Raw genomic sequence first — 26,237 nt, 5'->3', positions numbered from 1 at the left:
TCTATTATATTAGGATAGAATATAAAAGTATAAATATAAATCAAGTGGGTGTTTAGTATTATGATTAAATTATTTGTAAGTGATCTAGATGGTACGATGTTTCACCGAGGTCAGCTATTTGAGCATGACGTTGAAGCATTAAAAAACCTTATAGATCAAGGAGTTATATTATGTTTTGCGTCAGGTCGTTTAGACTATGAAATTGTGAAAATTATGGAAAGTCTAGGAAATAACTTCCATCGTATTAGTATGAATGGAACTTATATTTATTCAAATGAAGGTGAAGCTTTATTAGATGCTACTTTTCATCCAAGTGTCATAGACAAAGTATATGAGATGATTACACATGATAAATTTTTAATCTATGTAGCCGATAACTCTACTTACTATATTGAAGAGAAAACTGACTTAGTGAAAGAAATCGAAAAAAACTCTAGCATGAATGCAGTTGAACTGAAAACATTAAAATCTGATCTTGGTAAGTCAATTACACCAAAAAAATATGTAGTTTTAGGCGAAGATGAAGATTTACTTGAACTTCAAAAAGAATTACAGGAAGAATTACCGGAATATGTTACTTCTTTTATATCAGCAAAAAATTGCTTAGATATTGTCCCAGTAAATGTAAGTAAAGGATCTGCAATTCAAATATTAATTGAAAAACTAGGCATTAAATCTAACGAAATCGCTTGTATAGGTGATGCTTACAACGATATTTCAATGTTTGAATTAACACCAAATAGCTTTGCTATGGAAAACGCTGATGATGAAGTTAAAAAATATGCTTCTTATACAGTTCCTTCTGTAGCTGAAGCTGTTAAAATTGTTTTACAAATGAAGTAAAAAGTAAGGGTGCTTTTAGAAGCACCCTTTTAGTTTGTAGATTTGTATTGGAATATACGAACACTAAGTGAACTTTGTTGATAAAGTTGTGAACTTCGTTGATATAATGGCTTTCTTCGTTGATATAATGGCTTTCTTCGTTGATATAATGGCTTTCTTCGTTGATATTGTAGCAATCCCCGCTGATATTGTCGCGTGCTTCGTTGTTGTTTCAGCTTTCTCCGATGATATCGTCGCGAAAATTCATACTTTTTTATGATTTAGCTCTATTTTGCTTACTATTGGGTTCTACACACTTAATTTTATTTAATTTCTTTTATTTTTTTGATTCATTTAATCTATTTTTTATTGAATCGTGATTTTAATTGCAGTTGTCATGATTTTAATTGCAGATTTGATTTTTTTATTTGCAGTTTCACTAGTTTTATTTGCACTTTCTGCTTTTTTATTTGCACTTCCCACTCAGTTTTATTTGCACTTTCTGCTTTTTTATTTGCACTACCTCAGTTTTATTTGCACTTTTAGCTTTTTTATTTGCACTTTCCACTCAGTTTTATTTGCACTTCCTATGACGCAGCTCAACAACAAAAAAGGGTGCAAACATGCACCCTTTTTAACGTTCAATATCAATTGTAAATCGATAACGATCAGCTCGATAAATACAGCTTACGTATTCAAGAGGTAAACCATCATTAATAAATGTTATTTGGTGTAATTCTAATGCTGGAGAATCCTCTGCCACTTCTAGAATTAAAGAATCTCTTTCCGACATTAGCGATGCTTTTATCCATTTAGTAGCTTTTTTAATTGTATAACCTAAGGATACTTCAAAGTATTCATATAAAGAATGATTCAATGCTTTTTCATCAATTCGATTTACTAAATTTTTAGGTAAATACGTTGTTTCAATTGCAATTGGATGCTCATTTGCTAAACGACATCTTTCAATTTTAAAAACTTCAGATCCGCTTTCAATTGATAAAACTTCTGCTAAATATTCATCCGCTTCAATTGTTGAAAATCCAAGTAATTTATTAGTAGGTGTTAATCCAATTGATGTAATATCTTCAGAAAAACTCCTTAATGATTTAAGTGATTCCTCAACTTCAATTCCATCTTTTACTGAAACAAACGTACCAATTCCACGCTTCCGACTTATTAAAGATTCTTTTACAAGATTGTTTAAAGCCTGTCTAATTGTCATCCTACTTACATTTAACATCTCACTCAATGTTTGCTCAGAAGGGATTCTGTCACCAGGTTTCCATTCTCCTGAGCTAATTTTCACCTTTAAAATCTCTTGTATTTGAAAATAAATCGGTAAAGGAGAATTCTTATCTAGCCTTAACATTATTTATTACAAAGTGAGTATGCTTCTTCATCAACCACAATTGTTACATTATTATGCTGTTGTAGAGCAGTAGCCGGGCAGTTAATATCTACTTTACCATTTAACATTTCTTTTACTGCTTCTGCTTTTTTGATTCCTGATGCTACTAGTATAATTTCTTTAGCTCTTAAAATTGAACCAATTCCCATAGTTACAGCGTGAGTTGGTACATCTTCTTCGTTCTCAAAATATATTTTATTCGCATTACGTGTTGATTCAGTTAGCTCTACGATATGAGTCGGTGTATCGAAAGGAGTTCCTGGCTCATTAAATGCGATATGTCCATTTTCGCCAATCCCTAGAAGTTGTAAATCTACAGGATGCTTCTGTAATAAGTCCTCATAGTTTTTACATGCTTCTTCTAAGTCTTTTGTATTTCCATTCGGTAAATGGTTTTCTTTAAAGTTCAAATGATTAAATAACTGTTCTGCCATATAAGTATGATAGCTTGTTTGATCATCCTCAGCTAATCCAACATACTCATCAAGATTAACTGTAATTACATTAGACATATCCGGTTTATTGATTCGGAATTGTTCATAAATACCTAGAGGTGAGCCACCAGTAGCTAAACCTAGAGTAAATTCAGCTTTCCCTTCAATTGCTTGTACCATTTTCTCATATGCTACTTTTGAAATTTCTTCTGCATTTTTTACTACGATTACGTTCATAAAGTCACCTCATTAAAATTTTTACCTTGTCTAGTAGTGTTAATTACGAAAAATTCAGGAGTCATTTGGACAAAATCAGCATCTTTTCCAGGTCTTAATGCTCCCTTATGTGTAAGCCCAAATTCTTCAGCTTGGTTTATTGATGTCATTTGTACTGCTTCTTCTGGAGTACAACCTGTAAATTTCATAATATTTCTAAATGCTTCATCCATTTTTAAAATACTACCTGCTAGCGTGCCGTCTTCTAATCGTGCACTTTTGTTTGCTACAAATACAGGTTGTCCACCTAATTCATATTTACCGTCATTAAGACCCTTTGCTCTCATTGCATCGGTAATGACGCTAATTTTTTTAGCTCCTTTTAAACGGTAAGCAAGCTTAACCATATCAGGATGTATGTGAATTCCATCCGGTATCAATTCAACCATTACTCGTTCATCTAAAAGTACATGTCCTACTGTACCTACTTCACGATGATGCATAGGTCTCATTTGGTTGTATAAATGTGTAGCATGAAAAATATTTCTACCTTCAAAATCTGCACTTACAGCATCAGAGTGACCAACAGTTCCAATAACATTTGTTCGTTGTAGCTCTGCTTCTAGCTCTTTTGCACCTTCAACCTCAGGTGCATAAGTAACTAATTTTATTAATCCTCCTGAAGCTTCTTGCCATTTTTTAAATAATTCTACGTCAGGATTTATAATGTATTCTAGAGGCTGCGCTCCAGCTTTATTTTTATTAACAAATGGTCCTTCTAAATGAATATATTCAAAATGCGCACCAAGCTCTTTAGCTTCCTTTAAAGATTTCAATGCATTTTCTATATTTTCTTTAGACTGAGTCATTGTAGTTGGAAAAAAGGTTGTAACCCCTTCTTTCATCATTTTGTTACTCATAGTAACCATCGTGTTAGGATCCGCATCCATTGCGTCAACATCATATGCACCATGTATATGAATATCAATCATTCCTGGGATAATAACTGTACCATTTCCATCAATTATTTCTTCGCCTTCATTTACATAACCGTCCATGTGGCCAATATTACAAATTTTTTCGTCATATCGAATGTAACCCTTTTCAATTACTTCTGTGCCCGTATAAATTTTTACATTAATAATTGATTTCATGTACTCTCCTCTTTCCTAATTCTAAGAAGTATATTAATAACCGCATATAGAAAGTAGTGTTTACTTAATCATCATTCACATTCATTTAGATCTATACTAGGATTTCTACATAACCATTGTATGATATATACTCCTAGTTGTCTATACTACCTATGTTAATTTCATAATATCGACATAAAAAATTATCGTATTTTCATTATAAAATAGGATGTAATTTACTCTTATACCCATCTTTTTATGGGGGCATGAGTTAAAATTTTAGCTTTATGTTCTAATTTCTTAACTCATAGAGGGTTCATGAGTTAAAAATATCGTTTATTCACCTAATTCCTTAACTCATAAAAGGGCTCATGAGTTAAAACCGTCAGTTTAATCCCTCTCCCCTCAAAAAATAAAAGTATTGGATCGATCCTTAAGGATTAACCAATACTTCTTGTTTTTCAATATATAAGTTATGACCATTTGTTGATAATTCGATATCTCCGTATTGATCGGTTGTGTATTGCTTGATTCCTAGATGATTTAGCCGCTTCATTACTGATCTATGTGGATGACCAAATAGATTAAATTTATCATACGAGAGAATTGCTACTGTTGGGTTTACAGCAAATAAAAAAGCTTCTGAAGTTGATGTAGATGAACCGTGATGTGGAATTTTTAATACTTGAGCGTCAATATTTTCACTTTTGATTAGTCTTTGTTCAGCTTTTCTTTCGATATCTCCAGTCAATAGAATCGATATGTCTGCATACTTTACTTTTAAAACGATTGAACTATTATTATTTGTATAGGATTTTTTCCCACTATTTAATACTGTGATATCTACATTTGGATCAAGTACGATTTTCTCATTTAACCTTGCAATGCTAATTGGGATATTCTTTTGAAACGCTTCTTTCTTATATAAGTAATAAGAGTGTGAATTATATTTTTTTCCACTATCTAAGATTTTCGATATTTTGACGCTATTCATGACCTTTAATAATCCGCCTATATGATCAATGTCTGGATGTGTACTTACAAGTAGATCAATTGCATTGACATGAAGTCGTTTAAGTTTTTTTATAACAGCTCCACCATGTTCTACATCTCCTCCATCAATCAACACTGTCTTTCCATTTGGTAAAATCATTACCATGCTATCTCCTTGACCTACGTCAAAAAAATAAACTAATAAAGGATGCGTAATATAGCCATAATTTGTTGTTCTTGCCTCTGTATTTAAGTTATTACTAAAAAAAGCAGTAAAAAAAATAATGATAGAAATTACGAGAGAATAGAGTTTTCGATTTTTGTCCATTCACACTTCCTCCTACTATTATTTTCTCATTGCAAATTCAAAAGTATGTATGAGTTCCGTAAAATAAGTTGGATATAGAGTATACATCATTTAGAATATATAGTTCAAATCGGATCTCAGCATAATATACAATTCAAAAAACTGTAAGCAATTTTGCTCACAGTTTTTTAACGAATCAATATTCATTTTTATGTTACTCAAAAACTTCCTCTAATCTTTTTACAACTAGTAATGATTCGCTAACTTGCATAGAAGTCTGATTTGTAATATATACACCGTGCATGCCTAATTTTAGAGCAGGTGATATTTCATTAATAAAATTGTCTCCAATTGAAACGGCTTCGTGTGGTAAAACATTGAATTTATTCATTATATTTTTAAAATGATTTTCCGTTTCTAGTGGCTTCTTTCCATCTGTAATTTCCAAATGGAACAATCCATTTAAATCAAGTAAATTTAGTAATCGAGTTACATCCTCGCGGTCCGAATTTGTTAACAAGACTATTTTTTTAGTATCTTTTACTTGCTCTAAGGCTTGTTTTAAACCTTTAATATACGGAATACTAAATTCCTTTGTGGCCATGAACTCTTTTGTTTTATCATAGCAATGAAATACGTCTTTTGCTCCATAATGATAGCTTGCCACTAAAGGAATCCACCAACCATCCCCTACCGGTATGTAAGGCAATTCATAATTGATTCGATCAAGATAGTTTTCTTGTAATTCATCTTTTGACAGAAGCTGACCTTCCCAAGTGAAAACCTGAATCGGCTTTAAAGTAATTGGATCTAATGAAATAATTAAATCATTTTCAGAATCGTAAATTTTTCCAATTGTTAAAGCATGGTCATAATCTTTAATTTTTTCATAGTCCTTCAAAAAGGTATCACGTTTGTCTGGACTAACTTCATTTGCTAGTAGTTTAGCATAGTAATCGTAATGTGTTGTTCCGTCATATAAAGTACCATCTAAATCAAAAACTAATACTTTTGAATTCATTAATAAATTATGCATTTGCGACTCCTTAGCTGTCTTTGTCTTTTACATCCAGAATAAAATTAAATGTCTGTTTTTCATCATTTAGATTAAATTCATAAAATATTTTATACATACCCGCTTTAGGTAAATCAAGTTCATAGTTTACTTTAGAATTTTTATCTGGATTATTTACTTGCTTAAAATACGTTCCATCTTCATTAATAATATAAAATTGGTGATTTGTAAAATTCGAACGTTTTTTAAACTTCTCAAAATCAAATGTTATTTGACTTTTTGTTTTTGGTAGGATCGATGTATATAACAACGAGACTGTATATTCATCATTCTTCTTTGTCAAAATTGCTGTAGGAAATAAATCATCGGTTTTATCCTTTTGTTTTTGAAAAACCTTCGTATCAAGTGTCTGATTATTTAAAAATACACTTACAAAATATGGAACATCTTTCTTAAAGGCATACTTAAATGTAAATTGATTATTTCCGTTATAATCTGGGGTAATAATTTTATAAGATTTTAAGTCGTCTGTAGTAATAAATATTTTAATTTTGTCGCGCTGTAGTACACTCATTGATCTAGAAGCCACACTTACTTCTTGCCTACTATTTTTCGTGGTAAGATTCCATTTAACCTTTTGGACTTTAAGTGAGTTAGTCTGACTTCCATTAGATAGTATACTATGGTTAACTAAGCGGTTACTAATTAATAAGATTATAAGTATAGCTATACATAGAGTTGCAATAAATCGAAATTTCATAGATCATTCTCCCTTAAATAGTTAAAATTAACAATTTTTTGTCATTTCGAGAAAGCTCAATTTCATATTGTAAACTCTTTCATTATTCAATTACCTATGCAATAATTAAAATTCGCCATAAATTATCTGTATTGGTTAATTTTGTCTATAATTTTTTCTATATATATTATCTACTCCGTTCGACTTACATTTTCCTTTAAGTAGCTATATAAATTAGAATGTTTTTTATTTAAATGTAGAGACTAAAATACTGATAAAGGATGGCCTATTCAATTAGAGTTTTTAAGGAGGATATTTAAATGAGTATACATATTGGCGCAGAACAAGGCGCGATTGCGGATAAAATTTTATTACCTGGTGACCCTTTAAGAGCAAAATATATCGCTGAAACATTTTTAGAAGATGTTGTCTGCTATAACGAAGTACGTGGCATGCTTGGTTTTACTGGTACATACAAAGGTCAAAGAATTTCCGTTCAAGGTACTGGAATGGGAATTCCATCAATTGGTATTTATGTAAATGAGTTGATTAATAGCTATGGTGTAAAAACATTAATTCGAGTAGGTACTTGTGGCGGGCTTCAAAAAGATGTAAAAATTCGTGATGTTATTATAGCGATGACTACATGTACAGATTCAAATATGAATCGTCAAACATTCCCTGGTTTTGATTATTCTCCATGTGCTAGCTTTGATTTACTTAAGAAAGCATATGATGGCGCAGTTAATAAAGGGTTAAATGTAAAAGTAGGAAATATTTTAACATCAGATATATTCTACCGAGATAGTATGGACATGTATGAAAAATTAGGTGAATACGGTGTTCTTGCAGTAGAAATGGAAACGACTGCTTTATATACAATAGCTGCTAAACATAGTGTAGATGCACTTACTGTTTTAACAGTAAGCGATCACATCTTCACTGGTGAAGAAACATCTGCGCAAGAAAGACAAACAACTTTCAATGATATGATTGTTATTGCTTTAGATGCTGCAATTGCTGAATAGTTGAGAATTATTTATATAAAAAAAGGATGTCTCATTAGTTAAATTACTTATGAGACATCCTTTTTTAATTAGTTAAGCGACAAAAACACGAACACTATGTGAACAATATTGTTAAAGCTGTGAACTCCGTTGATATAGATCTAATTCTCGTTGATAAAAAGCAAGTTCTCGTTGATATATTACTAAAACAGGTTGATATATCGCGTTTTCAGCTTAGACGACAAAGGCCTGTTTTTTTTGTGTAACCAATAAAGTTAAAACTTATATCTCGTTTTAATACCACTTTATGGCCAATCAAAGGTACAATAATATTATCGAATTTCAACATAAGGATGGTAAAGAATGAAGAAACATCAATCAATCTTATTTTTCACTTGGATTGTAAGCATTATTGCAACACTAGGTAGTTTATCTTTTTCCGTTATTAATCATTGGACACCTTGTTCATTATGCTGGTATCAGCGAATATTCATGTATCCAATTGTTTTTATTGTCGGTATTGCTGTTTATAAAAATAAAATAAAAGATGTTATTTATGTTTTACCATTATCATTAATTGGTATGTGCATTTCAATCTATCATATTTTAATTCAAAAAGTTCCTGCTATGAAGGAAACGGCAACTCAATGTGGACCTGTTCCTTGTACTGGTGACTATTTAAATTGGTTTGGTTTCATTACAATTCCGATGTTAGCGTTTGTTGCTTTTCTACTTATTAATATTTGTTGCATTTCTTTATTACGAAAATCAAACTAAAACAATTCGAGCTGCTCGGTAGATGAAGGTCCAAATTCAATACCTAGCAGCTTCATTAATTGTTTAGCATTATCCGCTGCATCTCCACCAGAGTTATTATTAAAAAGAACACATATTTCCTTTGTATTTTTTGCTAATTGTTCAATTCTTGCTACCCATTCAAAAAGCTCTTCTTCGTTATAACGATATAAATACCGTACTTCTCGCCAATTATCTTGTCCGTTATGATTCCATCCATATATGTTTCGTCCATGAAAACGGATTAAAGTTAAATTCGGATTTGTTGGCTGTAGTACAATTGGTATACTTCCATTTCCCGCTTGAGGCTCATCGCAAATTGAATGAATCCATCCTTCATCTTCCATAAATTTTAAAGTTTGATCATAAAATTGAGGATAAAACCATGATTGATTTCGAAATTCTAAAATTGCCGGAAGTCCTTTCAGTTTACTTTTCATAATTCGAAGCAATTCAACATTTTCTTTCTTGCAATTAAACCAAGGTGGAAATTGAAATAAGATTCCTTTTAATTTATTCGCTTCAATTAAAGGTTGAATTGATTCTAAAAATGGAGTTAAAAGTAATATTTGTTCCTCTTTCGAATAATTTTGTCTTGAATGACCGGTTATACCGCCATAAGCTTTAACAATAAATGAAAAATCTGAAGTAGTTTGATTCACCCATTTATGATAGTTTGATTGAGGCATGATACTATAATAAGAAGAATCTATTTCAACAATTGGGAAATGGGTGCAATATTGTCTTAATTTTTTGGATGAGTGGATCCGGTCAGGGTATAAACTGTCATGGTCCCCCCACCCTGTAACTCCTATTTTTATTTCCATAATTCTCTCCAATAGCTCATTAATTATTAATTAATTATTTCTATTTTTCATTAAAATAAACGATATAGTCTGATATAATGACTAAGTATATACTTATTTTAGTAGAAATCGGAGTAAAGTGTAAATGATTAACGAGACAATACAAGAACTAAAAGAGAAAATTGCTGAACTTGAAGAAAAAGTAATATCATATGAATCTATTTTAAATACAATTACTTCTGGGTCTATCTTTTCAAATGAAACTCGTGAATTATCTAGCTCAAATCAGTTAACTAGAAATACAGATATAAGTAATTCCATTAACGAACTTCCATTACATACTAAATACTCGATCTTTTTTGCGAATAGTAAAAGAGCTTTACAATCAATTTACGATGCCTTACCGCACCATATTTTATTTATAGATAAAAATGGTATTATTACGTTATACAATCAGCAAGTTGCGAATGATTTTAGAATCACTAAATATGAACTGATTGGTAGACATATTAGAAATCTGTTAAAAATAGAAGATAAAGAGATTTGTTTGCTTCAAACACTATATACCGGCGAAGAATTTTATAATAAAGAAATTTTAAATATTAACTACGGTATCATTAACACTCGTATTATCCGTGACATAAATGGAGAAATCTTAAGAGTAATCGGTATTTTTCATAATTTAAATGAAGCAAGAGAATCTGAAAAACTAGCTATGTCAGGGAGAATTGCTGCAGGGATTGCCCACGAAGTTCGCAATCCACTTACGACAGTGAGAGGGTATTTACAATTTTTACAAGAAGAAGCCCCACCTCAATATAAGCAGTTGTTTAATGATCTTCTGATTCCAGAATTAGACAGAGCAAATGGCATAATCACTGATTTTTTATCTATTACAAAGAATGCAAACTATAAACCTGAGGCAATAAATATTAATGATTTTATATCAAATCATATAAAACAGTTATTATTCAGTGAGACCTTTTTAAATAACGTAAAATTTGAATTTTTCTTATCTGAAGATTTAATAGCAACACATATATTTTTTGATAAGAATCAACTTGTTCAAGTATTTTTAAACTTATTTCATAATGCATTAGATGCGAAAAAAGAAGATTTACTGATCATTAATATTGCTACTTTTATCGATAATGATATCATTTATATTACCTTTAAAGATAACGGTACAGGAATTCCTTCTGCTGACTTACCATATATATTTGATCCTTTCTTTTCTACGAAAGATGACGGTACCGGACTTGGTTTACCATTAACAAAAAAACTGATTCAAAATCATAATGGCACAATTTCAGTACTAAGTGGAGATAATGGAACTACCTTTACAATTACATTACCTATTAAGTGCACTGCTACTTAATAAGGAATAGCATCTTAGAATACAAGCTGTCGAAACGTCGACGGCTTTTTATTATGGCTATTTTTTTAAGGGGGTATCTTTGCGGCGTTTTTCAATTAAATTTGAATTGAGGATCTATATTTATAGATTTTTAGTAGATTTCTTCATTATATAAGTCTAATTTGAAAGAATTAGAGAAAACTTTTTACTTTTCCATCGTTGTGCATCTACTTTTAAGGCTGGATACCCTAACCGGTATAGGTATTATCTTACCTATTTTAGGTACCTTGGGAATTTATTTGCAGTTTTGCTAATTTTAATTGCAGTTTCACTAATTTTATTTGCAGATTCTCGATTTTTATTTGCAGTTCCGCTTTTATTTGCAGTTCCGCTTTTATTTGCAGTTTACGAGTTCTTATTTGCACATTTCGCTGTATTATTTGCACTGTTCATTTTCTTATTTGCACTTTCCATTGTATTATAAGCATGCCGACCACTGATTTGTACATTTCACTGTTTTATTTGCGCTTTTCACAGTTCTAATTTACACAGTAAACGTTCTTATTTGTACGTAGCCCTTTATTTCAACTACTTTTCTTTTAAATATTCTATAAAACAAAAAAGAAGATGCCCCTTTACACATCTGGGACATCCTCTTTATTTATACAGATAGAATAATTTTACCTGTTGATTTTCTACTTTCTAATAAGTCATGTGCCAGTTTTCCATCTTTTAAAGGAAACACGGTAGGTTCTTGTACAATTAATTGTTTAGTTGAAATCCAATTAAATAGTTCATTACTTCTACGTAGTCTCTCTTCTTTTGAAATTAAAACATTCCACAAGTCTCCACCTGTTAGTGTTTTTGATGTATCCATTAACATTCTAGGATCGATATGTACTGGGTCTCCACCTGCCATTCCGTAAAACACAACCGTTCCGTGAATCTTAGTAGCTTCAAAGCTATCCATTATTGTCGAACCTACTGATTCATACACTACATCCACACCATTTTTTTCTTTAACCTTCGATACCCAGTCTTCATTATATAAAAATACTTCTTTTGCACCGATTGATAGAGCTTTGTCTCTTTTTTCTGTAGATGAGGTTAATCCGATTACCTCGCCGCCTTTTAAACGGATCATTTGAGTTAATAATTGACCAACGCCACCTGCTACAGCATGTACAAGAGCAACATCACCAGCTTTTATTTTATAACTATCATTAATTAAATAATGTGCAGTTAATCCTTGTAACATAATAGAAGCAGCAATTTCAAAACTAATTTCATCCGGAATTGGTACAATATGAGTTTCTTTTGCAGCAACATACTCTGCATTTGCAAACGGAACATCAGCAAAAGCTACTCGGTCACCCACTTTATAGTCTGTAATGTTCGAACCAACTTCGGTAATAACTCCAGAGCCCTCGTATCCTAAAATATAAGGCGGATCACCTGCTAAATGATAGTTCCCTTTGCGACGGTATATGTCTGCAAAATTAACACCCACTGCCTTCATTTCAATTAAAACTTCATCGGTTGAAATGTTAGGTGCCTGGATTTCTTCATATTTTAATACGTCTGATTGACCAAATTCTCTAAAAACTAGTGCTTTCATTTACATACTTCCTAACCTTTTAAAATTCAAATATAAAATCTTCGTCTGTTAATTTTTCCACAGTAACTGCTTTTACATACCCATTTCCTTTTACAGAGAAGAAATCATGGTTTTTTGTATCTGTTTTTAGTCCATTTAAAACAATTGGATTAATATCTTCTTCGTCAAAATAAGGATCAAATCCTAAGTTCATTAATGCCTTGTTTGCATTATATCGAATAAACTTATTAACTTCCTCTACTAGACCAATTGAAGAATAAATTTCATCTGCATATTGTAATTCAATCTCATACAATTGAACTAATAATGACATTGTTTCATTGAAAAGTCGAGTTTTTTGTTCATCAGTAAATTGGTCATAAATTTGTTGTGCTAACAATCCTACAAATACTCCGTGAATACTTTCATCTCGTAAAATAAGATTAATAATTTCTCCACTTGCAGTCATTTTCCCTTGACCTGCTAAATATAACGGGAAGAAGAATCCACTATAAAATAAATAGCTTTCTAAAAATACACTTGCAACCATTGCCATGTATAGCTCTTCATCTGAAACATCACGCTTTAATAAATTTAAATAATAAGAAGAAATTAACTCTGATTTTTTCGTTAAAATTGGATGCTCGTCCACCCATTTAAATAGCTCATCAATTTCATCTTCTGTAGCAAGAGTTGTAAAAATATGTGAATAGCTCTTAGCATGCACTTCTTCCATCGCACCCATAAAGGCTAGTACACTTTTAGCTTGTAAGTTTTTAAGATGAACTAAGATTAATGGCATACCTTCTCCGCCCTGCTTAGTATCTAATAATGTTAGTCCACCTAATACCTTTTTAAAAGCCGCTTGTTCTTCTTTCGATAATGTATTCCAAGTATTTTTATCTGATGAAACGACGATCTCTTCTTCTGTCCAAAACTGAGATAAATTTTGCTTCCAAAATACTAAACTAAAATCATCTTCTTTTTTATTCCAGTTAACAGCTTTCATCTATATTTTCCCCCTAATCATAAAGAAAGCCCGATGATATAGAACTATATGCTTAAAGCATTCTATATTCGAGCTTCTCACTTAGACCATCAAGTAATTTAATTTCGATTAATTTATTCTATTTAACTATTATTTTATACTGAACAACTAATACACTCTTCTACACTTAGTTTACGAGTACGAGTGTAATATAAACTTTTTAATCCTTTTTTATTAGCATAAATATAGTATCTAGCAAGCTCTCTTGTTGAGACATCACTGTTTACATATAGGATTGTACTAATCCCTTGGTCGACATGTTGCTGAATTTCAGCGATTAAGTCAATTAGCTTAAACTGATTCACATCATATGCTGATTTATAATACCAAAAACTATTTTTTGATAAATAAGGCATTGGATAATAAGTTGTTGAATTTGCATAAGTTCTAGATTCAATCACATTTACAATTGGCATAACCGATGAAGTAGCGTTTTGAATATAGCTAATTGATTGTGTAGGTGCGATTGCTAAACGATAGCTGTTATATAAGCCATATGCTTGTACTTGCTTACTCAATGTAACCCAGTCAAATTCATTAGGGATATAAATACCGCTAAATAATTCTTTCACCTTGTCAGTTTTAGGTTCAAATGATTTTGAAGTATACTTTTCAAAATAAGTACCTTTCGCATATTCACTCTTTTTGAAATCCTTAAATGTTTTACCTGTTTCCTTAGCAATTAACATACTTTTTTCGATTGAATAAAAGTTAACCATCATAAAGAATGTATTCGCAAAATCTTTTGCCTCAGCACCTTCATATGCAATGCCATTTTTCGCAAAAAATCCATGCAAATTCATTGCACCTAAACCAACTGAATGAAGCTCTTCATTTGCTTTTTTTACAGTAGGTGCATTTTCTATTTCTGTCATATCTGCTACGGCTGTTAAAGCTTCTATACCAACATGGACAGATTCTCTAATCGCTTTATTTTCCATTACATTTACGATGTTTAAAGATCCTAAGTTACAATTCACATCACGTTTGATTAAGTCTTCTTCACCATAGTTATTGATAACTGATGTTTCTTGAAGTTGAAAGATTTCTGTCTCTTATATTCGACTAGGTTCGCTACAACCTAACCCGTTCTCTTATGAACTGCTACATGTCACCATGCAGGATAGACTATATCATCACCTTCAGCTCAACCTGGTAAGGTGCTCTGCTTTTCCACTCGCTTTTTGAGTGTACTCTACTCGCTTCTTCACTGGAGTTTTTCATCCAGCTATGCTTTCGATAGTCGTTAGGCATTTACTTATTTTAATTTTTTTAGAAAGTCTCTTATAGGTAGGAAATTTATTGTAGTCATATCGGCTGATTAAGATAACTGCTGAAATTCCTATATATATTACTAGATTTTTATACTGAAATTAAAAACACTTCATTAAAAAACCTATAAGACACTACCCAATTAAAATAAGATTTAGCACGGTGGATTACCTCTATATTAAGGCTTCTCCCGTTTAACAGAGTTTTCGACTAGAATTTCTTCTAGAAGGTGCTAGCTATTAACACAAATTAGACATTTTTATGTCGCCAATATCTTTTAATGCATGCTGCTCATTCGCGTTACTTTTATACATTAAATATGGATAGCCAGATTCTAACTGAATCGCAGCAATTTTTACTAAAAGGTCTCGTGCATTTAAATCTAGTTTTTTCTTTTTAATGCGATCATTATTTACTAATTCTTCATATCTTTCATCGATATCAAAATCATCTAAATGAATTCCATACTCTTTGTACACTGTATATGGAGCAAATACGTAGAATGGTTCATTTTTCTCTGCTAGTTCAAAGAATTTATTTGGAACAATTAATCCGATTGAAAGTGACTGAATTCTACTTTTCTCATCGGCATTGATTTTTTTTGTATCAAGAAATTCAACTACGTCCCAGTGGAAAATATTTAAATAGGTTGCACCAGCACCTTTACGTTGTCCAAGCTGGTTAGCATACGAAAACGAATCTTCTAATAGCTTCATTACAGGAACAACACCACTTGCAGCGTTATCAATTTCCTTTATTTGTTCTCCACGTGCTCTAAGCTTCGATAAATTAAGTGCAACACCACCGCCGATTTTTGATAGCTGCATTGCTGTATTAATCTGAAATCCTATCGAATTTAAACTATCATCCATTTCTAATAAGAAACATGATACTAACTCGCCTCTTCTACTTCTTCCAGCATTTAAGAATGTTGGAGTAGCTGGTTGATAGTTTTGTTGAATCATCATGTTCGCTAACTTCAATGCTTTCTCAATATTGCCTCTTCCTAAATATAGTGCAACGATCGCAATTCGATCTTCGTAGCCCTCTAAATAGTACTTACCATCATTTGTTTTTAATGCGTAGTCTTTAAAGTATTTTGAAGCTGCCATATATGATTGAAAAGTGAATCCTGCATTGTAAACTAACTCATATAATTTTTCTATTTCATCAAAGGAGTATTCTAACTCAACATTATAATAATAGTTTTCTTGAATCATATAATTTAAGCGTTCTTTCAAAGAAGAAAACTGAATTTTTTTATCTTCAACTTCTTTTAAAAAACAAAGAAGTGCTTCTTTATCTTTTGCGAGATCAAAAAAACCATCTTTTTTAATCGTCAATTCATTATTAAGCTCAATATGTCTCAAGCTTTTCCACTCCCTCAATAAAATATTGTACATCTCGACTTGTCCCTGACAGTTCAAACTTTGATAACACTGGCACTTGATAGTCTGATGCTATTTTATCTGCACTTGCTGCAAAAGAATCTCCCCAGTTTTTATTACCACTTGCACTGACTGCTTTTAAATATTCCGAATTACTACTTAAAAAAGTATTTACGGTTTCAGGTACATTACCAAATCCTGTTGTATAGGTTACGAGAATATACGGTTCTTCAATTTTTAATCCATCCTTTATTTGGATTGACGGCATTCTAATTTTATTGACAAAACGTTTAACATTACCCGTCATTGAACTGTAAACTATCACCATATTATCACCCTCGTTCATATGTAAGAATATTGAAAATACTTATATTATATACCTACATATTGTATTACCTTTTTAGAACAAACACAATATATAGGTGCTGAAATTAGAAAATAAACATTTCGACAATATATCTCGAAATGAAACAATATATGAAATTTAACAAATTATGGGGGATAGTGCAATAATGTGTAAAACGATTTTTTTGTCAAATGGAGTCATTAACATTTCACAAAAAAAGTACTCATTAACGCCTTGCGAAATAAGAAAAAAAGCTTAAAAAACTTTTTTTTTTCGCAAACTTTTAATGAGTACTTGAATAAAATAATATAATTTTTAATATTTTTTGCCTAATAATTTAGCACATTGTTTTAACTTCTGGCTTCTTCCAAATATGTATAAGTCACATCGCCTCCGTGTTTAGCAATACCACGAAAGTGCTTAAAATCGTCTCGACTAACGATTATTTGTCTAAAAGCTAAAAAATCATCTTTCTTAATATGAATTTCTGAGATCTCACCATTAACTAGTTGATCTATTACTTGTAAAAATTCGTTTTGTTCCATCTTCTCACCCTTTATTATTAGATCAGGGTTCAAGAAAAAATCATTTTTTAATTTCTTCCTGCCCTTCACCGCTTTCATAAAGTTAACATTAACAAAGAATGTACTTATTGGAAACTAAAAAGTTACGTCCAGAATTTTTTCTGAAACAGCTAAATTCATATTTTTATTATTTACTAAAATTACATCTGTTTTTCCATCCATTATAACTAAGAATGCCTTAGGAATAACTTCAACACCAGTTCCTACACTAGCAAATTCAAAGGATGAATGCGCTTCACCAAGAACGACAATCATTTCAAAAAATGGTATTAAAATAACTTTATCAAAATATAAAATCGGATCTCCAATAAGTGTATTACTGCTAACTAAATCCTTTATTTCATTTGAAATTTCAACTTCAAACTCTTCAAACCAATCTTTCAACGAACTAACCTCCTGAAAGTGCTAACAACCATTTTTACCTATCAAAAGGTTTTTAAACATAATTTCTTATGAAAATAGACATAATTGTAAAAAAATTTCAATTTTCTCTTTACCTTTAAACCGTTTTCATGCATTATAGAAGGTGTCAAGTCAAAACTTTGTTAGGAGATATGCTCATGAAAATTGCAGAAGCAGGAAATATCATTGAGTTTAAACAGGGGTTAAAAGGTAGAGTTCAAAAAGTTAATAAAAATTCTGTCATTGTTGACATATCCATAATGGAAAACTTCAGAGATTTAGAAATGGAACCGCTAACAGTTGTAAACCATAAAAATTATAAAATAGTAATAGCAGCAGAATAGATTAAATTAGTAGAATCTACTTATATTCACAAATTAAAAGGTACAATCTACATAGTTTATCATTCTATTAAAATTTAATTAAAACTCTTTTTTAAATCAGTCTCAGGTCCCGTGTATATCACGGGACTTTTTTTTATGATTACAAGTGAAAATATAATTAGTGGCAATTCAGGTAAATACTGGAACCATTTACTCTTTAGAAAAGGAGATGGCTATTTTGTTTCTTTGTCCAATTCTTTAAAAGATTTTACTTTATCGTGTGGATTATGGTTCGACTTTCTTTCATTCCAAAATCGTTCCTTTTCTTTTTTTGATTTTGTCATTATTATCACTCCTTAGGATAAGATCTTTCTCGCTATCTTATCATTTCACAAAAATGATCAATCTATGTAATGAGATCGAAACAATTCAAGGAAGATGTAGCAACCTGTTGATGGTATGCATTTAAAAGATTGAAAATTCAGATTAAGTCACACTAGCACTAAATTACTATTTATAGGAAGGATGTTATGAATGAACTTTTTAACAAAGTTTAGTTTAAAAAACTCTGTAGCAATTTTTATCATCTCTTTTTTACTAATCTTTGGAGGATTGTACTCTTATTCAAAATTAAAAGTAGAAGAACTTCCAAATATTGAATTTCCTGCAATTTCAGTACAAGTTGTCTATCCTGGCACAGCACCAGATGATATAAATGACCAAATTACAACAAAACTTGAAAACTCATTTAAATCAATTGAAGGGATAAAGACTCTCTCAAGCTCGTCTTTCGAAAGTGTTTCTGTTATTAACCTAGAATTTCCGTTTAATACAGATATGAACAAAGTCGAACAACAAATCAACAATACACTAAAAGATGCTGGATTACCTGAAAATGTAACAACAAAGGTCGATCGATTCTCATTTGGCTCCTTTCCTATTTATTACATCTCTATGTTTTCAAAAAACGGATCCAATATTGAAACAACTTTAAATGATGAAATTGTACCAGCATTAAATAAAATCGAGGGTGTAAATAGCGTTTCAATTGGTGGTGGAAAATCTACAGCTCTTTCAATTGAAGTAGATAAGCAAAAAATTGCAAATTTAGGGCTATCACTATCAAGCATCAAAGATCAAATCAGTTCAAAATTCCTATCATTCCCTGCTGGAAAAATTACTGAAGGGAATATTAAGATTCCAATTCGGGTCGAAGAAAAGTTAGATACAATTCAAAAACTAAAGGATTTAGAACTACAACCTGCGTCCGTGGTTTCTACGACACCTAATCAAACCGCTCAAACACCAAAAGTGTTATTAAGTGATGTGGCAAAAATTGAATCTGTTGACTCTAAAGACGAATTAATTCGATATAACGAAAACGATGCTATTTCAATGGCAATTACAAAGAAACAAGATGCAAATACAGTTGAAGTAGCTGACAAAGTCATTAACGTATTAAATAAATACAAAAAAGAACTTTCTTATAAAGTAGGTTACAGTTCTGCAGAAGGCGTTAAACAATCCGTTGAATCCCTTATTAAAGAAGGATTACTTGGAGCACTATTCGCTTCATTAGCAGTATTGATTTTCTTGCGTAACTTCCGAGCTACATTTATTGCTATTATCTCTATTCCGTTATCAATATTAATTACATCAATTTTCTTACTTAAATTAGATATAACGTTAAATATTATGACACTAGGTGGTATGGCTGTAGCTGTAGGTCGTGTAGTTGACGATAGTATAGTAGTGATTGAAAATATTTTCCGTAGAATACGTAAATCTAAAGAAGGAATTTCAAATGATTTAATTCTATCTTCAACTAAAGAAATATTAAAAGCAGTAACATCTTCCACGATTACGACAATTGTAGTTTTCTTACCTTTAGGTGTAGTTGGTGGATTTACGAGTAAAATATTCCTACCTTTTGCATTAACAATTGTATTTTCTTTATTAGCTTCATTATTAGTTTCTATTACAATTGTCCCGATTTTAGGTAGGTATGCATTTAAGAGAGTATCTACTGAAGAAAAAGAAGAAAAAATACAATTATGGTATGGAAAGGTAATTGAGAAATCATTAAATCGTAAATGGATTGTAATCGTGATTGCTGTAGTCATGCTTGCGGGATCTTTCTCGTTAGTTGGAAGACTTGGTTTTACATTTATTCCAAATGAATCATCACGAGCAATTACGGCTTCACTTGAATTACCATCATCAACTTCTATAGCAAAAACAAATGATGTTTCATTGAAAATTGAGAAAATGTTCTTAAATATGAATGCAGTTAAAGAAGTATCTACTGGCGTTGGTAGCCGTGACTTTATGACTGGTCTTAAAACAGAAAATAAAGCTAGCTATTTTATTAATTTAAAACAAAGTGCAGATGTCGATCAGTTTATTAAAAACACAAAAACAAAAATGGAAAAATTGGCAAAATCAGAAGTTCAAGGTGCAAAAGTAACCTTACAAGAAAACTCTTCAGGAGGTCCGCCAACAAATAATAACGTCGACATCAATTTATATTCTAATAACTTAGTTGCACTTGAGGAAAGTGCTAAAAAAGTTGAAAACTATATGAAAAATAACGATCACTTAAAATATGTTACAAATAATTTCTCTGAAAAACAAAAGCAAGTAGTTGTTTCAATTGATGAGAAAAAAGTTTCAGAAAATGGTCTTTCTGCTGGAATGATACTAGGATTAGTTGCCGATCAAACAAATCCAATAAATATGGGTACATTAAAAATCGACGGTAAAGATCAAAATGTACAATTAACTTATAATAAGGACCTACAATCGGTAGAAGATATTAAAAATATAAATTTATTTGGGAAATTAGGACCGATTAAATTATCAGATGTAGCCCAAGTTAAAACGATTGAGACGTATTCTGCCATTCAAAAATTAGATGGTAAAATATTCGCGAAAGTATCCGCTCAAATTCAGGGAAAAGATATTGCAAAAGTAACTAATGAAGTAATCAATGATGTAAAAAAAGATGTATCTTTACCATCAGATGTAACATTAAAAGGTGGCGGTGGAAGTGATGATACGACTCAAACCTTTAAAGATTTAGGCGTTGCAATGGGAGTTGCAATCGGATTAGTCTATTTAACAATGTTAATTACTTTTGGAAAAGCTCGAATACCATTTATCATTTTATCAGCATTAGTTTTTGTACCAATTGGTTCTTTCGTAGCTCTCTTCATAGCAAACGAACCACTATCTATTAGTGTAATGATTGGCTTATTAATGTTAATTGGGATCGTAACGACAAATGCAATCGTATTAGTCGATCGAATTGGACAAAATATCGAACAAAAAGGGCTACCTCTTCGCCAAGCAATAATTGAAGGCGGAAAAACCCGACTACGTCCAATTTTAATGACGGCTTTTGCTACAATAGCTGCATTACTACCATTAGCTCTAACAAAATCTAGTGGTACGCTAATCTCCAAAGGTTTAGCAATTACAGTAATTGGTGGCTTAACTTCATCTACTTTATTAACACTAGTGTTTATTCCAGTTGTATATGAGTTATTCTTTTCTAAAAAGACAAAGAAGCTTACTAATACTGATGAAATAGCCAAAGTAGTTAATAATTAAAGAAAAACATACACTCTTGCTCTATAGGGCTGTCGATCTAGTCGACAGCCTTTTATTTTGGACCGGAAATAGTCGAACAGCTTAAAAGACGATCTGTTCTATTTAAACTACAACCTTTAGCTTTAGTTCTTGATTTCTAATTCGCTCTTTTCATTCTTTGCATCCTCATCAGTTTTATCTGCACTGCAACCTATATTTGTCTACTTCTCTTTAAAATACCATCAAATAAAAAAAGAGGTGCCCCACGTTTACTTTGGGACACCTCTAATTAATTATAAGTTTTTATCATTTACTCCTGCTAGCCACTTTCTAACAGGCTCTAATGTTGTCTCAATACAGCCGTCATTAAATGGTGATTCAAGTTTAGCTTCTTTAACTAATCCTAAGAATGACTGACTTCCGCCTAACTGACATAACCCAACATAATCGGACCATGCTGTATCTCTGTCTTCATGCATTTTATTCCAGAATTGTAATGCACAAATTTGAGCTAATGTATAATCGATGTAATAGAATGGAGATTGATAAATATGACCTTGTCTTTGCCATAATCCACCTTTTTCTAAATAACTATTTCCATCGTTTGCTCGGTGAGGTAAATATTTTGCTTCTATTCTCTTCCAAAGCCCGTGTCGTTCTTCAGGTGTTAATTCAGGATTCGCGTAGATTTCATGTTGAAACTCATCTACAGCAACGCCATAACCAATAAATGTAACTGCACTGCTTAAATGCGTAAAATAGTATTTTTGTGTATCTTCCTTAAAGAACTCTTCTTGCCAAGGCCATGTAAAGAATTCCATGCTCATAGAATGAATCTCACAAGCCTCATATGTTGGCCAGTTGTACTCAGGTGTTTCAAATTTACGACTCTCGTAAACTTGAAATGCATGGCCTGCTTCATGCGTTAAAACGTCAATATCACCAGATGTTCCGTTGAAATTCGAGAAAATAAATGGAGCTTTATAGTTTGGAATATATGTACAATATCCCCCACCTTGTTTTCCTTCCTTAGCAACTAAATCTAGTAAATTTTCCTTTAACATAAAGTTGAAAAATTCACTTGTTTCTTTCGATAACTCATCGTACATTTTTTTACCGTTTTCAATAATCCACTCAGGACTACCTTTAGGCGTTGCATTGCCTGTTACAAATTCAAATTTATCATCATAATAATAAAGTTGATCCACGCCAATTCGATTAGCTTGACGCTCTCTTAATTCTGTTGCAATTGGAACAATTGTTTCAAGAACTTGCTCTCTAAACTTTTTAACATCATTTGCATCGTAATCTGTTCTCATCATACGTGCATAGCCTAGCTCAATGAAGTTTGAAAAACCAAGTTTAGTAGCAATACGAGTTCGAATTTTTACTAATTTATCATAGATTTCATCAAATTTATCTTGATTCTCAGAGAAGTATCCAAAGTATGTATCATAAGCTGTTTTCCTAACTTCTCGGTCCTTATCTTCAAAATGCGCTGAAATTTGTGCTAACGTTTTCACTTCACCGTAAAATGGAAGTTTAGCAGCCGCTACTAACTTAGCATATTCAGTTGTTAGTTTATTTTCTTCTTGTAAATCTGGAATGACTTCCTCACTTAAGATCTTAACTTCACATTCAGCTAAAGCAAATAATTGTTTTCCATATTTAGCTTCAAGTTGCTCTCTAAATGGTGAACCAATTAATGCTTTATAATATTGTTGTCCATACGATTGAACAATTGGAGTGTTTTCATCAAAGAACGCCTGCTCATCCTCATAAAACTTATCGTTCGTATCAACTGAATGGCGAACTGCACATAAATTTTCCATTGTAGAAAATTCATTTCTTAAGTCATTAATTTCATTCATTGCTAATTCTTGTTCATAGACCGTTGAAGCATCGTAGAAATTTTGTAAAGAGCGTTTAAACTGTTCACCTAAGTTCTTAATACTTGGTCTAGAATACTGGTAATCTTGAAAACCCATGTTAATCCCTCCATTTTTTGTGATATTGCTATTATATATAAAATCTTCTAGTAAAAAAACCTAATTTTCAATAAATTTCTGACAATTTAAATAACATTTTATTTAAACTATAAAATAATTGGTGAATTTTTCGGTTTATCGTCTAAAAAAGGTAAAAAAAGTTAGAAGATATAGTTAAAGGAAAAGTAGTTTAAATAAAATTTGAAGAGTTAAAAACAGCTGACTGCACTAATAAGAAAGCAAAAGCTGGGAATAAAGATCAAAGTGCAATTGAAAATAGAGAATCTGCTATTAAGATAAGTAAAACTACAATTTCACTAGAGACTATAAAAACACCCCTTAAAATCAACGTTGCCCAGGCTATGGGTATTTCAACATCTACTTTAAGGGGTGCAATCTTCAATTAAGTGCTATTTAAGTTAAAACATATAGTAACATCAATACTAGACCTGTGCTATCTTAGAAAATTATATAATACAAAATGATCTTTTAAACTTGATCTTCTTAACTCCGTTTTATCAGTTAGACTCATGATATCCAATTTTTTTTAATAAGTGGATTAAGAAATTCTTTTCTTCATTTGAAAGATCACTCATTTGTTCATGTAAGAATTTTTCATGTATAGGAAAAATTTCTTCCATTAATTTATTTCCACTTTCAGTTATTTCCGCATAGATTACTCTGCGATCTGCGCTACAAGGATTTCTATAAACTAGTCCTTTTTTCTCAAGTTTATCTACAACGTATGTAATACTTCCACTTGCTATTAATATTTTTTCACCAATATGTTGAAGCGGTTGATTTCCTTTGTGATACAGTAGCTCTAATACTGCAAATTCAGTTGGATTCAAATTAAAGCTAGCAATTGATTTGTTAGCTGAATCATTGATTTTTCTATGCGCACGCGATAATACAATAAATAGTTTTAAAGAAAGCTCTATATCTTCTCTATTTGTTTCTTCCATAATAATACCCCTTCAATTTCGTTTACGTTTCGGATTCTATTTTTATTTTATACTGATTAACCTTTTTTAAGTTTATTTCATTGAAAATGATTTATTTAGGCTTAGTAGTTTTTTTTGGTATGAAATAATTAACTCGTCCAATTCTTGACTGGCTTTTAAGGTCAAATGCTCATTCAAACCTTTAGTTTCCGCAAAAAATACCATTTCTTCTCTTTTTATTGAAATAGATAATAATAAATGGCTGATTTGATATTCATTCATTAGACTAATTTCCCTTCTACAGGATGTTTTAATTACACGTATTATGTCTTTCATTTTTTAACTATTATTCATTCTATCTAAAATAGTTAAAATAGATACAATATGAAACCTACTAAGCAAAATTACCTAGTAGGTCTATTTTTGATTATGTATTACCACTTATATTATTTAATTTGACGATTTTTTATTAAATCCTGCTTAAGTTAATTATTTTTGAATTAATATCAAAAAAGACTTTACTTTATCTACTATTATAAAATAAAAAAGCCGAAATGTAATGGAAATTATTTACCATTATCAATTCAGCTTTTTCATTTCTAATTAATTGCCTGCTTTTATTTTATGGCCTTGGATCATCATTAATTTAACTTTATAGCTAATTAGAAATTCGATTCCTTCTAACCATTTCTTCGTTTCTAGTGGATTTCTTCCCCAAACGGTTATCCCATGATTTCTAACTAGAACTGCCCCGAAGTCATTTGTTAAAAATGGTGTATAAGCGCGGTTAAAAGATTCCATATCTTGAGCATTTTCAATGATCGGAACGGTTATTTTATTTTCAAAATATGAGCTCGTTAATATATGAATCATTTCGTTATTTTCAAGCTCTACCTGTCCTTCATCACCAAATAATTCAGAAATAACATTATTATCTACAGTATGTACATGCAGCACACAAGTAGCAGCTGTTTTTTCATAAATATTTGCATGAATCAATGTTTCAAGTGATGGTTTTAATACCGTATCAAATACAGGCTCACCTAAATTATTAACAACGATAAATTCTTCATCACAACGTGCTCTTTTATCCTTCTCATCTGCTGTTACAAGAAATAATAATGGGTCGTCTGAAATTTTCATTGATAGGTTCCCGCTCGTTCCATAAAACCAATCTCTTTTTGCCAAATCACATTTAATATTTGCAAGCTTTTTCCATTGTTCTAAAAATAAACTCATATCTACACCTCCACTTATTTAGACTATCTATTTGGACAACGTTAAAAATTCAAACTATTCTTACTATTTATTAAAATTATGTCATGTGTCGGTCTTCATTGTCAATAGTTCTAAGTAAATGAACAAACATCAATTTTCTACATCTTTTATGGTTTTTTGATAGATCTTATTGATTTAATACTTTTTTTACATCTTGATTTGACAGTACTCCAATTTTATTACACAAATACGTGAAAAATACTATTTTTCTACTCATTTGCTTATCCTTTCTTTCCCTAAGGAAACTTTTTTGTATTTAGTAAATTATATGTCTTATTAGTAATAAATGTGAAGAATATCTTCTCTAGAACCGATTAGTATTTAGAGAACAAAACGTACCTTCGTTCATTCAATTCATACTGTTAAAATGCGTTTTTGAGCTGTTTAGCATTTATTTCATTTTTTAGGTCATTCCCACTCTTTCAAAATTTAGTAATCTTA

25 protein-coding genes and 2 pseudogenes are annotated in these 26,237 nt (G+C 31.1%); 8 read left to right on the top strand and 19 right to left on the bottom strand.

Annotated elements, in window-relative coordinates; genetic code table 11:
* Positions 1-60 precede the first annotated feature (60 nt).
* Positions 61-843 carry a Cof-type HAD-IIB family hydrolase gene (locus CN601_RS12525; RefSeq protein WP_098171245.1) on the top strand — a complete coding sequence of 261 codons (783 nt, stop codon included), beginning with the start codon at positions 61-63 and terminating at the stop codon, positions 841-843.
* Between the two features lie 67 nt (positions 844-910).
* A complete protein-coding gene (locus CN601_RS12520) occupies positions 911-1,102 on the top strand; it encodes a hypothetical protein (RefSeq protein WP_098171244.1) in 192 nt (63 codons plus the stop codon).
* A 354-nt stretch (positions 1,103-1,456) separates the two neighbouring features.
* Here the strand turns inward: CN601_RS12520 and CN601_RS12515 are convergent, their stop codons facing one another.
* The 6 genes from CN601_RS12515 to CN601_RS12490 all read right to left on the bottom strand — a co-directional run bounded on the left by CN601_RS12515 (position 1,457) and on the right by CN601_RS12490 (position 7,091).
* Complete coding sequence (locus CN601_RS12515; RefSeq protein WP_142317342.1) at positions 1,457-2,194, bottom strand: GntR family transcriptional regulator; 738 nt, start codon at positions 2,192-2,194, stop codon at positions 1,457-1,459.
* Positions 2,194-2,904: a glucosamine-6-phosphate deaminase gene (gene nagB, locus CN601_RS12510; RefSeq protein WP_142317341.1), complete on the bottom strand. Its 711-nt coding sequence runs from the start codon at positions 2,902-2,904 to the stop codon at positions 2,194-2,196. Before nagB ends, CN601_RS12515 begins: the two co-directional genes overlap by 1 nt.
* The gene (gene nagA, locus CN601_RS12505) at positions 2,901-4,037 is read right to left on the bottom strand and encodes an N-acetylglucosamine-6-phosphate deacetylase (RefSeq protein ID WP_098171243.1); all 1,137 of its coding nucleotides are present in this window, start codon (positions 4,035-4,037) and stop codon (positions 2,901-2,903) included. Before nagA ends, nagB begins: the two co-directional genes overlap by 4 nt.
* A gap of 412 nt (positions 4,038-4,449) precedes the next feature.
* Complete coding sequence (locus CN601_RS12500; protein WP_098120521.1) at positions 4,450-5,337, bottom strand: ComEC/Rec2 family competence protein; 888 nt, start codon at positions 5,335-5,337, stop codon at positions 4,450-4,452.
* Between the two features lie 193 nt (positions 5,338-5,530).
* Positions 5,531-6,352, bottom strand: coding sequence for an HAD family hydrolase (locus tag CN601_RS12495; RefSeq protein ID WP_098171242.1), 822 nt, complete (start codon positions 6,350-6,352; stop codon positions 5,531-5,533).
* Positions 6,353-6,362: 10 nt separating this feature from the next.
* Complete coding sequence (locus CN601_RS12490; protein WP_098171241.1) at positions 6,363-7,091, bottom strand: hypothetical protein; 729 nt, start codon at positions 7,089-7,091, stop codon at positions 6,363-6,365.
* A 299-nt stretch (positions 7,092-7,390) separates the two neighbouring features.
* Between CN601_RS12490 and deoD the strand changes: the two genes are divergently transcribed.
* Together deoD and CN601_RS12480 are read left to right on the top strand one after the other, a co-directional pair.
* Entirely contained in the window at positions 7,391-8,098 is a 708-nt protein-coding gene (gene deoD / locus CN601_RS12485) for a purine-nucleoside phosphorylase (protein WP_098120524.1), read from the top strand.
* Between the two features lie 342 nt (positions 8,099-8,440).
* Complete coding sequence (locus CN601_RS12480; RefSeq protein ID WP_098171240.1) at positions 8,441-8,854, top strand: disulfide oxidoreductase; 414 nt, start codon at positions 8,441-8,443, stop codon at positions 8,852-8,854.
* On the opposite strand, the gene CN601_RS12475 is transcribed toward CN601_RS12480, so the two are convergent.
* Positions 8,851-9,699, bottom strand: a complete 849-nt coding sequence (locus CN601_RS12475; protein ID WP_098120526.1) for a DUF72 domain-containing protein — start codon at positions 9,697-9,699, stop codon at positions 8,851-8,853. The two genes, CN601_RS12480 and CN601_RS12475, sit on opposite strands and share 4 nt — an antisense overlap.
* 124 nt (positions 9,700-9,823) lie before the next feature.
* Here CN601_RS12475 and CN601_RS12470 point away from each other — a divergent pair, with 124 nt between their 5' ends.
* The gene (locus CN601_RS12470) at positions 9,824-11,056 is read left to right on the top strand and encodes a two-component system sensor histidine kinase NtrB (protein ID WP_098171239.1); all 1,233 of its coding nucleotides are present in this window, start codon (positions 9,824-9,826) and stop codon (positions 11,054-11,056) included.
* 286 nt (positions 11,057-11,342) lie between these two features.
* Positions 11,343-11,519 carry a hypothetical protein gene (locus tag CN601_RS26950; protein WP_179865538.1) on the top strand — a complete coding sequence of 59 codons (177 nt, stop codon included), beginning with the start codon at positions 11,343-11,345 and terminating at the stop codon, positions 11,517-11,519.
* Between the two features lie 177 nt (positions 11,520-11,696).
* Here CN601_RS26950 and CN601_RS12465 read toward each other — a convergent pair whose 3' ends face one another.
* The 7 genes and pseudogenes from CN601_RS12465 to CN601_RS12435 all read right to left on the bottom strand — a co-directional run bounded on the left by CN601_RS12465 (position 11,697) and on the right by CN601_RS12435 (position 17,654).
* Positions 11,697-12,653: a quinone oxidoreductase family protein gene (locus CN601_RS12465; RefSeq protein WP_098120529.1), complete on the bottom strand. Its 957-nt coding sequence runs from the start codon at positions 12,651-12,653 to the stop codon at positions 11,697-11,699.
* Between the two features lie 19 nt (positions 12,654-12,672).
* Positions 12,673-13,641, bottom strand: a complete 969-nt coding sequence (nrdF, locus tag CN601_RS12460; RefSeq protein ID WP_098171238.1) for a class 1b ribonucleoside-diphosphate reductase subunit beta — start codon at positions 13,639-13,641, stop codon at positions 12,673-12,675.
* Between the two features lie 134 nt (positions 13,642-13,775).
* A pseudogene (locus tag CN601_RS12455) lies at positions 13,776-14,732 on the bottom strand (ribonucleotide reductase large subunit); the annotation flags it as partial.
* Positions 14,733-15,194: 462 nt separating this feature from the next.
* A pseudogene (locus tag CN601_RS12450) lies at positions 15,195-16,322 on the bottom strand (ribonucleotide reductase N-terminal alpha domain-containing protein); the annotation flags it as partial.
* On the bottom strand, positions 16,309-16,668 hold the full coding sequence (nrdI, locus tag CN601_RS12445) for a class Ib ribonucleoside-diphosphate reductase assembly flavoprotein NrdI (RefSeq protein WP_098120532.1): 360 nt from the start codon (positions 16,666-16,668) through the stop codon (positions 16,309-16,311). The pseudogene CN601_RS12450 and the gene nrdI, both read right to left, overlap by 14 nt.
* Positions 16,669-17,036: 368 nt before the next feature.
* Positions 17,037-17,231 (bottom strand): hypothetical protein, encoded by a 195-nt coding sequence (locus CN601_RS12440; protein ID WP_098171340.1) that lies wholly within the window; start codon positions 17,229-17,231, stop codon positions 17,037-17,039.
* A gap of 114 nt (positions 17,232-17,345) precedes the next feature.
* Complete coding sequence (locus tag CN601_RS12435) at positions 17,346-17,654, bottom strand: spore germination protein GerW family protein (RefSeq protein ID WP_098120533.1); 309 nt, start codon at positions 17,652-17,654, stop codon at positions 17,346-17,348.
* Positions 17,655-17,830: 176 nt separating this feature from the next.
* Between CN601_RS12435 and CN601_RS12430 the strand changes: the two genes are divergently transcribed.
* Entirely contained in the window at positions 17,831-18,016 is a 186-nt protein-coding gene (locus tag CN601_RS12430) for a YkvS family protein (protein ID WP_088067916.1), read from the top strand.
* A gap of 212 nt (positions 18,017-18,228) precedes the next feature.
* Here CN601_RS12430 and CN601_RS27520 read toward each other — a convergent pair whose 3' ends face one another.
* Positions 18,229-18,339 (bottom strand): DUF6254 family protein, encoded by a 111-nt coding sequence (locus CN601_RS27520; RefSeq protein ID WP_257131702.1) that lies wholly within the window; start codon positions 18,337-18,339, stop codon positions 18,229-18,231.
* Between the two features lie 190 nt (positions 18,340-18,529).
* On the opposite strand from CN601_RS27520, the gene CN601_RS12425 reads away from it, so the two are divergent.
* Positions 18,530-21,607 carry an efflux RND transporter permease subunit gene (locus CN601_RS12425; RefSeq protein WP_098171235.1) on the top strand — a complete coding sequence of 1,026 codons (3,078 nt, stop codon included), beginning with the start codon at positions 18,530-18,532 and terminating at the stop codon, positions 21,605-21,607.
* A 272-nt stretch (positions 21,608-21,879) separates the two neighbouring features.
* Here the strand turns inward: CN601_RS12425 and CN601_RS12420 are convergent, their stop codons facing one another.
* From CN601_RS12420 to mtnB, 4 genes are all read right to left on the bottom strand, one after another.
* Entirely contained in the window at positions 21,880-23,574 is a 1,695-nt protein-coding gene (locus CN601_RS12420; protein WP_098120535.1) for a M3 family oligoendopeptidase, read from the bottom strand.
* Positions 23,575-24,092: 518 nt separating this feature from the next.
* A complete protein-coding gene (locus CN601_RS12415; RefSeq protein ID WP_373604977.1) occupies positions 24,093-24,542 on the bottom strand; it encodes a MarR family winged helix-turn-helix transcriptional regulator in 450 nt (149 codons plus the stop codon).
* A 69-nt stretch (positions 24,543-24,611) separates the two neighbouring features.
* Entirely contained in the window at positions 24,612-24,800 is a 189-nt protein-coding gene (locus CN601_RS12410) for an aspartyl-phosphate phosphatase Spo0E family protein (protein ID WP_142317340.1), read from the bottom strand.
* Positions 24,801-25,121: 321 nt separating this feature from the next.
* The gene (gene mtnB, locus CN601_RS12405; protein WP_098120538.1) at positions 25,122-25,757 is read right to left on the bottom strand and encodes a methylthioribulose 1-phosphate dehydratase; all 636 of its coding nucleotides are present in this window, start codon (positions 25,755-25,757) and stop codon (positions 25,122-25,124) included.
* Between the last annotated feature and the right edge of the window lie 480 nt (positions 25,758-26,237).

The organism is Bacillus sp. AFS017336, assembly GCF_002555445.1.
Lineage (GTDB): Bacteria > Bacillota > Bacilli > Bacillales > Bacillaceae_G > Gottfriedia.
The sequence above is the reverse complement of the archived record's forward strand: the minus strand, read 5'-3'. Positions and strand labels throughout refer to the sequence as shown.

Excerpts from the sequence above, each read along its gene's own strand:
- CN601_RS12525 (WP_098171245.1), top strand. The coding sequence starts at position 61 with ATGATTAAATTATTTGTAAGTGATCTAGATGGTACGATGTTTCACCGA.
- CN601_RS12515 (WP_142317342.1), bottom strand. The coding sequence starts at position 2,194 with ATGTTAAGGCTAGATAAGAATTCTCCTTTACCGATTTATTTTCAAATA.
- nagB (WP_142317341.1), bottom strand. The coding sequence starts at position 2,904 with ATGAACGTAATCGTAGTAAAAAATGCAGAAGAAATTTCAAAAGTAGCA.
- nagA (WP_098171243.1), bottom strand. The coding sequence starts at position 4,037 with ATGAAATCAATTATTAATGTAAAAATTTATACGGGCACAGAAGTAATT.
- CN601_RS12500 (WP_098120521.1), bottom strand. The coding sequence starts at position 5,337 with ATGGACAAAAATCGAAAACTCTATTCTCTCGTAATTTCTATCATTATT.
- CN601_RS12495 (WP_098171242.1), bottom strand. The coding sequence starts at position 6,352 with ATGCATAATTTATTAATGAATTCAAAAGTATTAGTTTTTGATTTAGAT.
- CN601_RS12490 (WP_098171241.1), bottom strand. The coding sequence starts at position 7,091 with ATGAAATTTCGATTTATTGCAACTCTATGTATAGCTATACTTATAATC.
- deoD (WP_098120524.1), top strand. The coding sequence starts at position 7,391 with ATGAGTATACATATTGGCGCAGAACAAGGCGCGATTGCGGATAAAATT.
- CN601_RS12480 (WP_098171240.1), top strand. The coding sequence starts at position 8,441 with ATGAAGAAACATCAATCAATCTTATTTTTCACTTGGATTGTAAGCATT.
- CN601_RS12475 (WP_098120526.1), bottom strand. The coding sequence starts at position 9,699 with ATGGAAATAAAAATAGGAGTTACAGGGTGGGGGGACCATGACAGTTTA.
- CN601_RS12470 (WP_098171239.1), top strand. The coding sequence starts at position 9,824 with ATGATTAACGAGACAATACAAGAACTAAAAGAGAAAATTGCTGAACTT.
- CN601_RS12465 (WP_098120529.1), bottom strand. The coding sequence starts at position 12,653 with ATGAAAGCACTAGTTTTTAGAGAATTTGGTCAATCAGACGTATTAAAA.
- nrdF (WP_098171238.1), bottom strand. The coding sequence starts at position 13,641 with ATGAAAGCTGTTAACTGGAATAAAAAAGAAGATGATTTTAGTTTAGTA.
- nrdI (WP_098120532.1), bottom strand. The coding sequence starts at position 16,668 with ATGGTGATAGTTTACAGTTCAATGACGGGTAATGTTAAACGTTTTGTC.
- CN601_RS12440 (WP_098171340.1), bottom strand. The coding sequence starts at position 17,231 with ATGGAACAAAACGAATTTTTACAAGTAATAGATCAACTAGTTAATGGT.
- CN601_RS12430 (WP_088067916.1), top strand. The coding sequence starts at position 17,831 with ATGAAAATTGCAGAAGCAGGAAATATCATTGAGTTTAAACAGGGGTTA.
- CN601_RS27520 (WP_257131702.1), bottom strand. The coding sequence starts at position 18,339 with ATGACAAAATCAAAAAAAGAAAAGGAACGATTTTGGAATGAAAGAAAG.
- CN601_RS12425 (WP_098171235.1), top strand. The coding sequence starts at position 18,530 with ATGAACTTTTTAACAAAGTTTAGTTTAAAAAACTCTGTAGCAATTTTT.
- CN601_RS12420 (WP_098120535.1), bottom strand. The coding sequence starts at position 23,574 with ATGGGTTTTCAAGATTACCAGTATTCTAGACCAAGTATTAAGAACTTA.
- CN601_RS12410 (WP_142317340.1), bottom strand. The coding sequence starts at position 24,800 with ATGAATGAATATCAAATCAGCCATTTATTATTATCTATTTCAATAAAA.
- mtnB (WP_098120538.1), bottom strand. The coding sequence starts at position 25,757 with ATGAGTTTATTTTTAGAACAATGGAAAAAGCTTGCAAATATTAAATGT.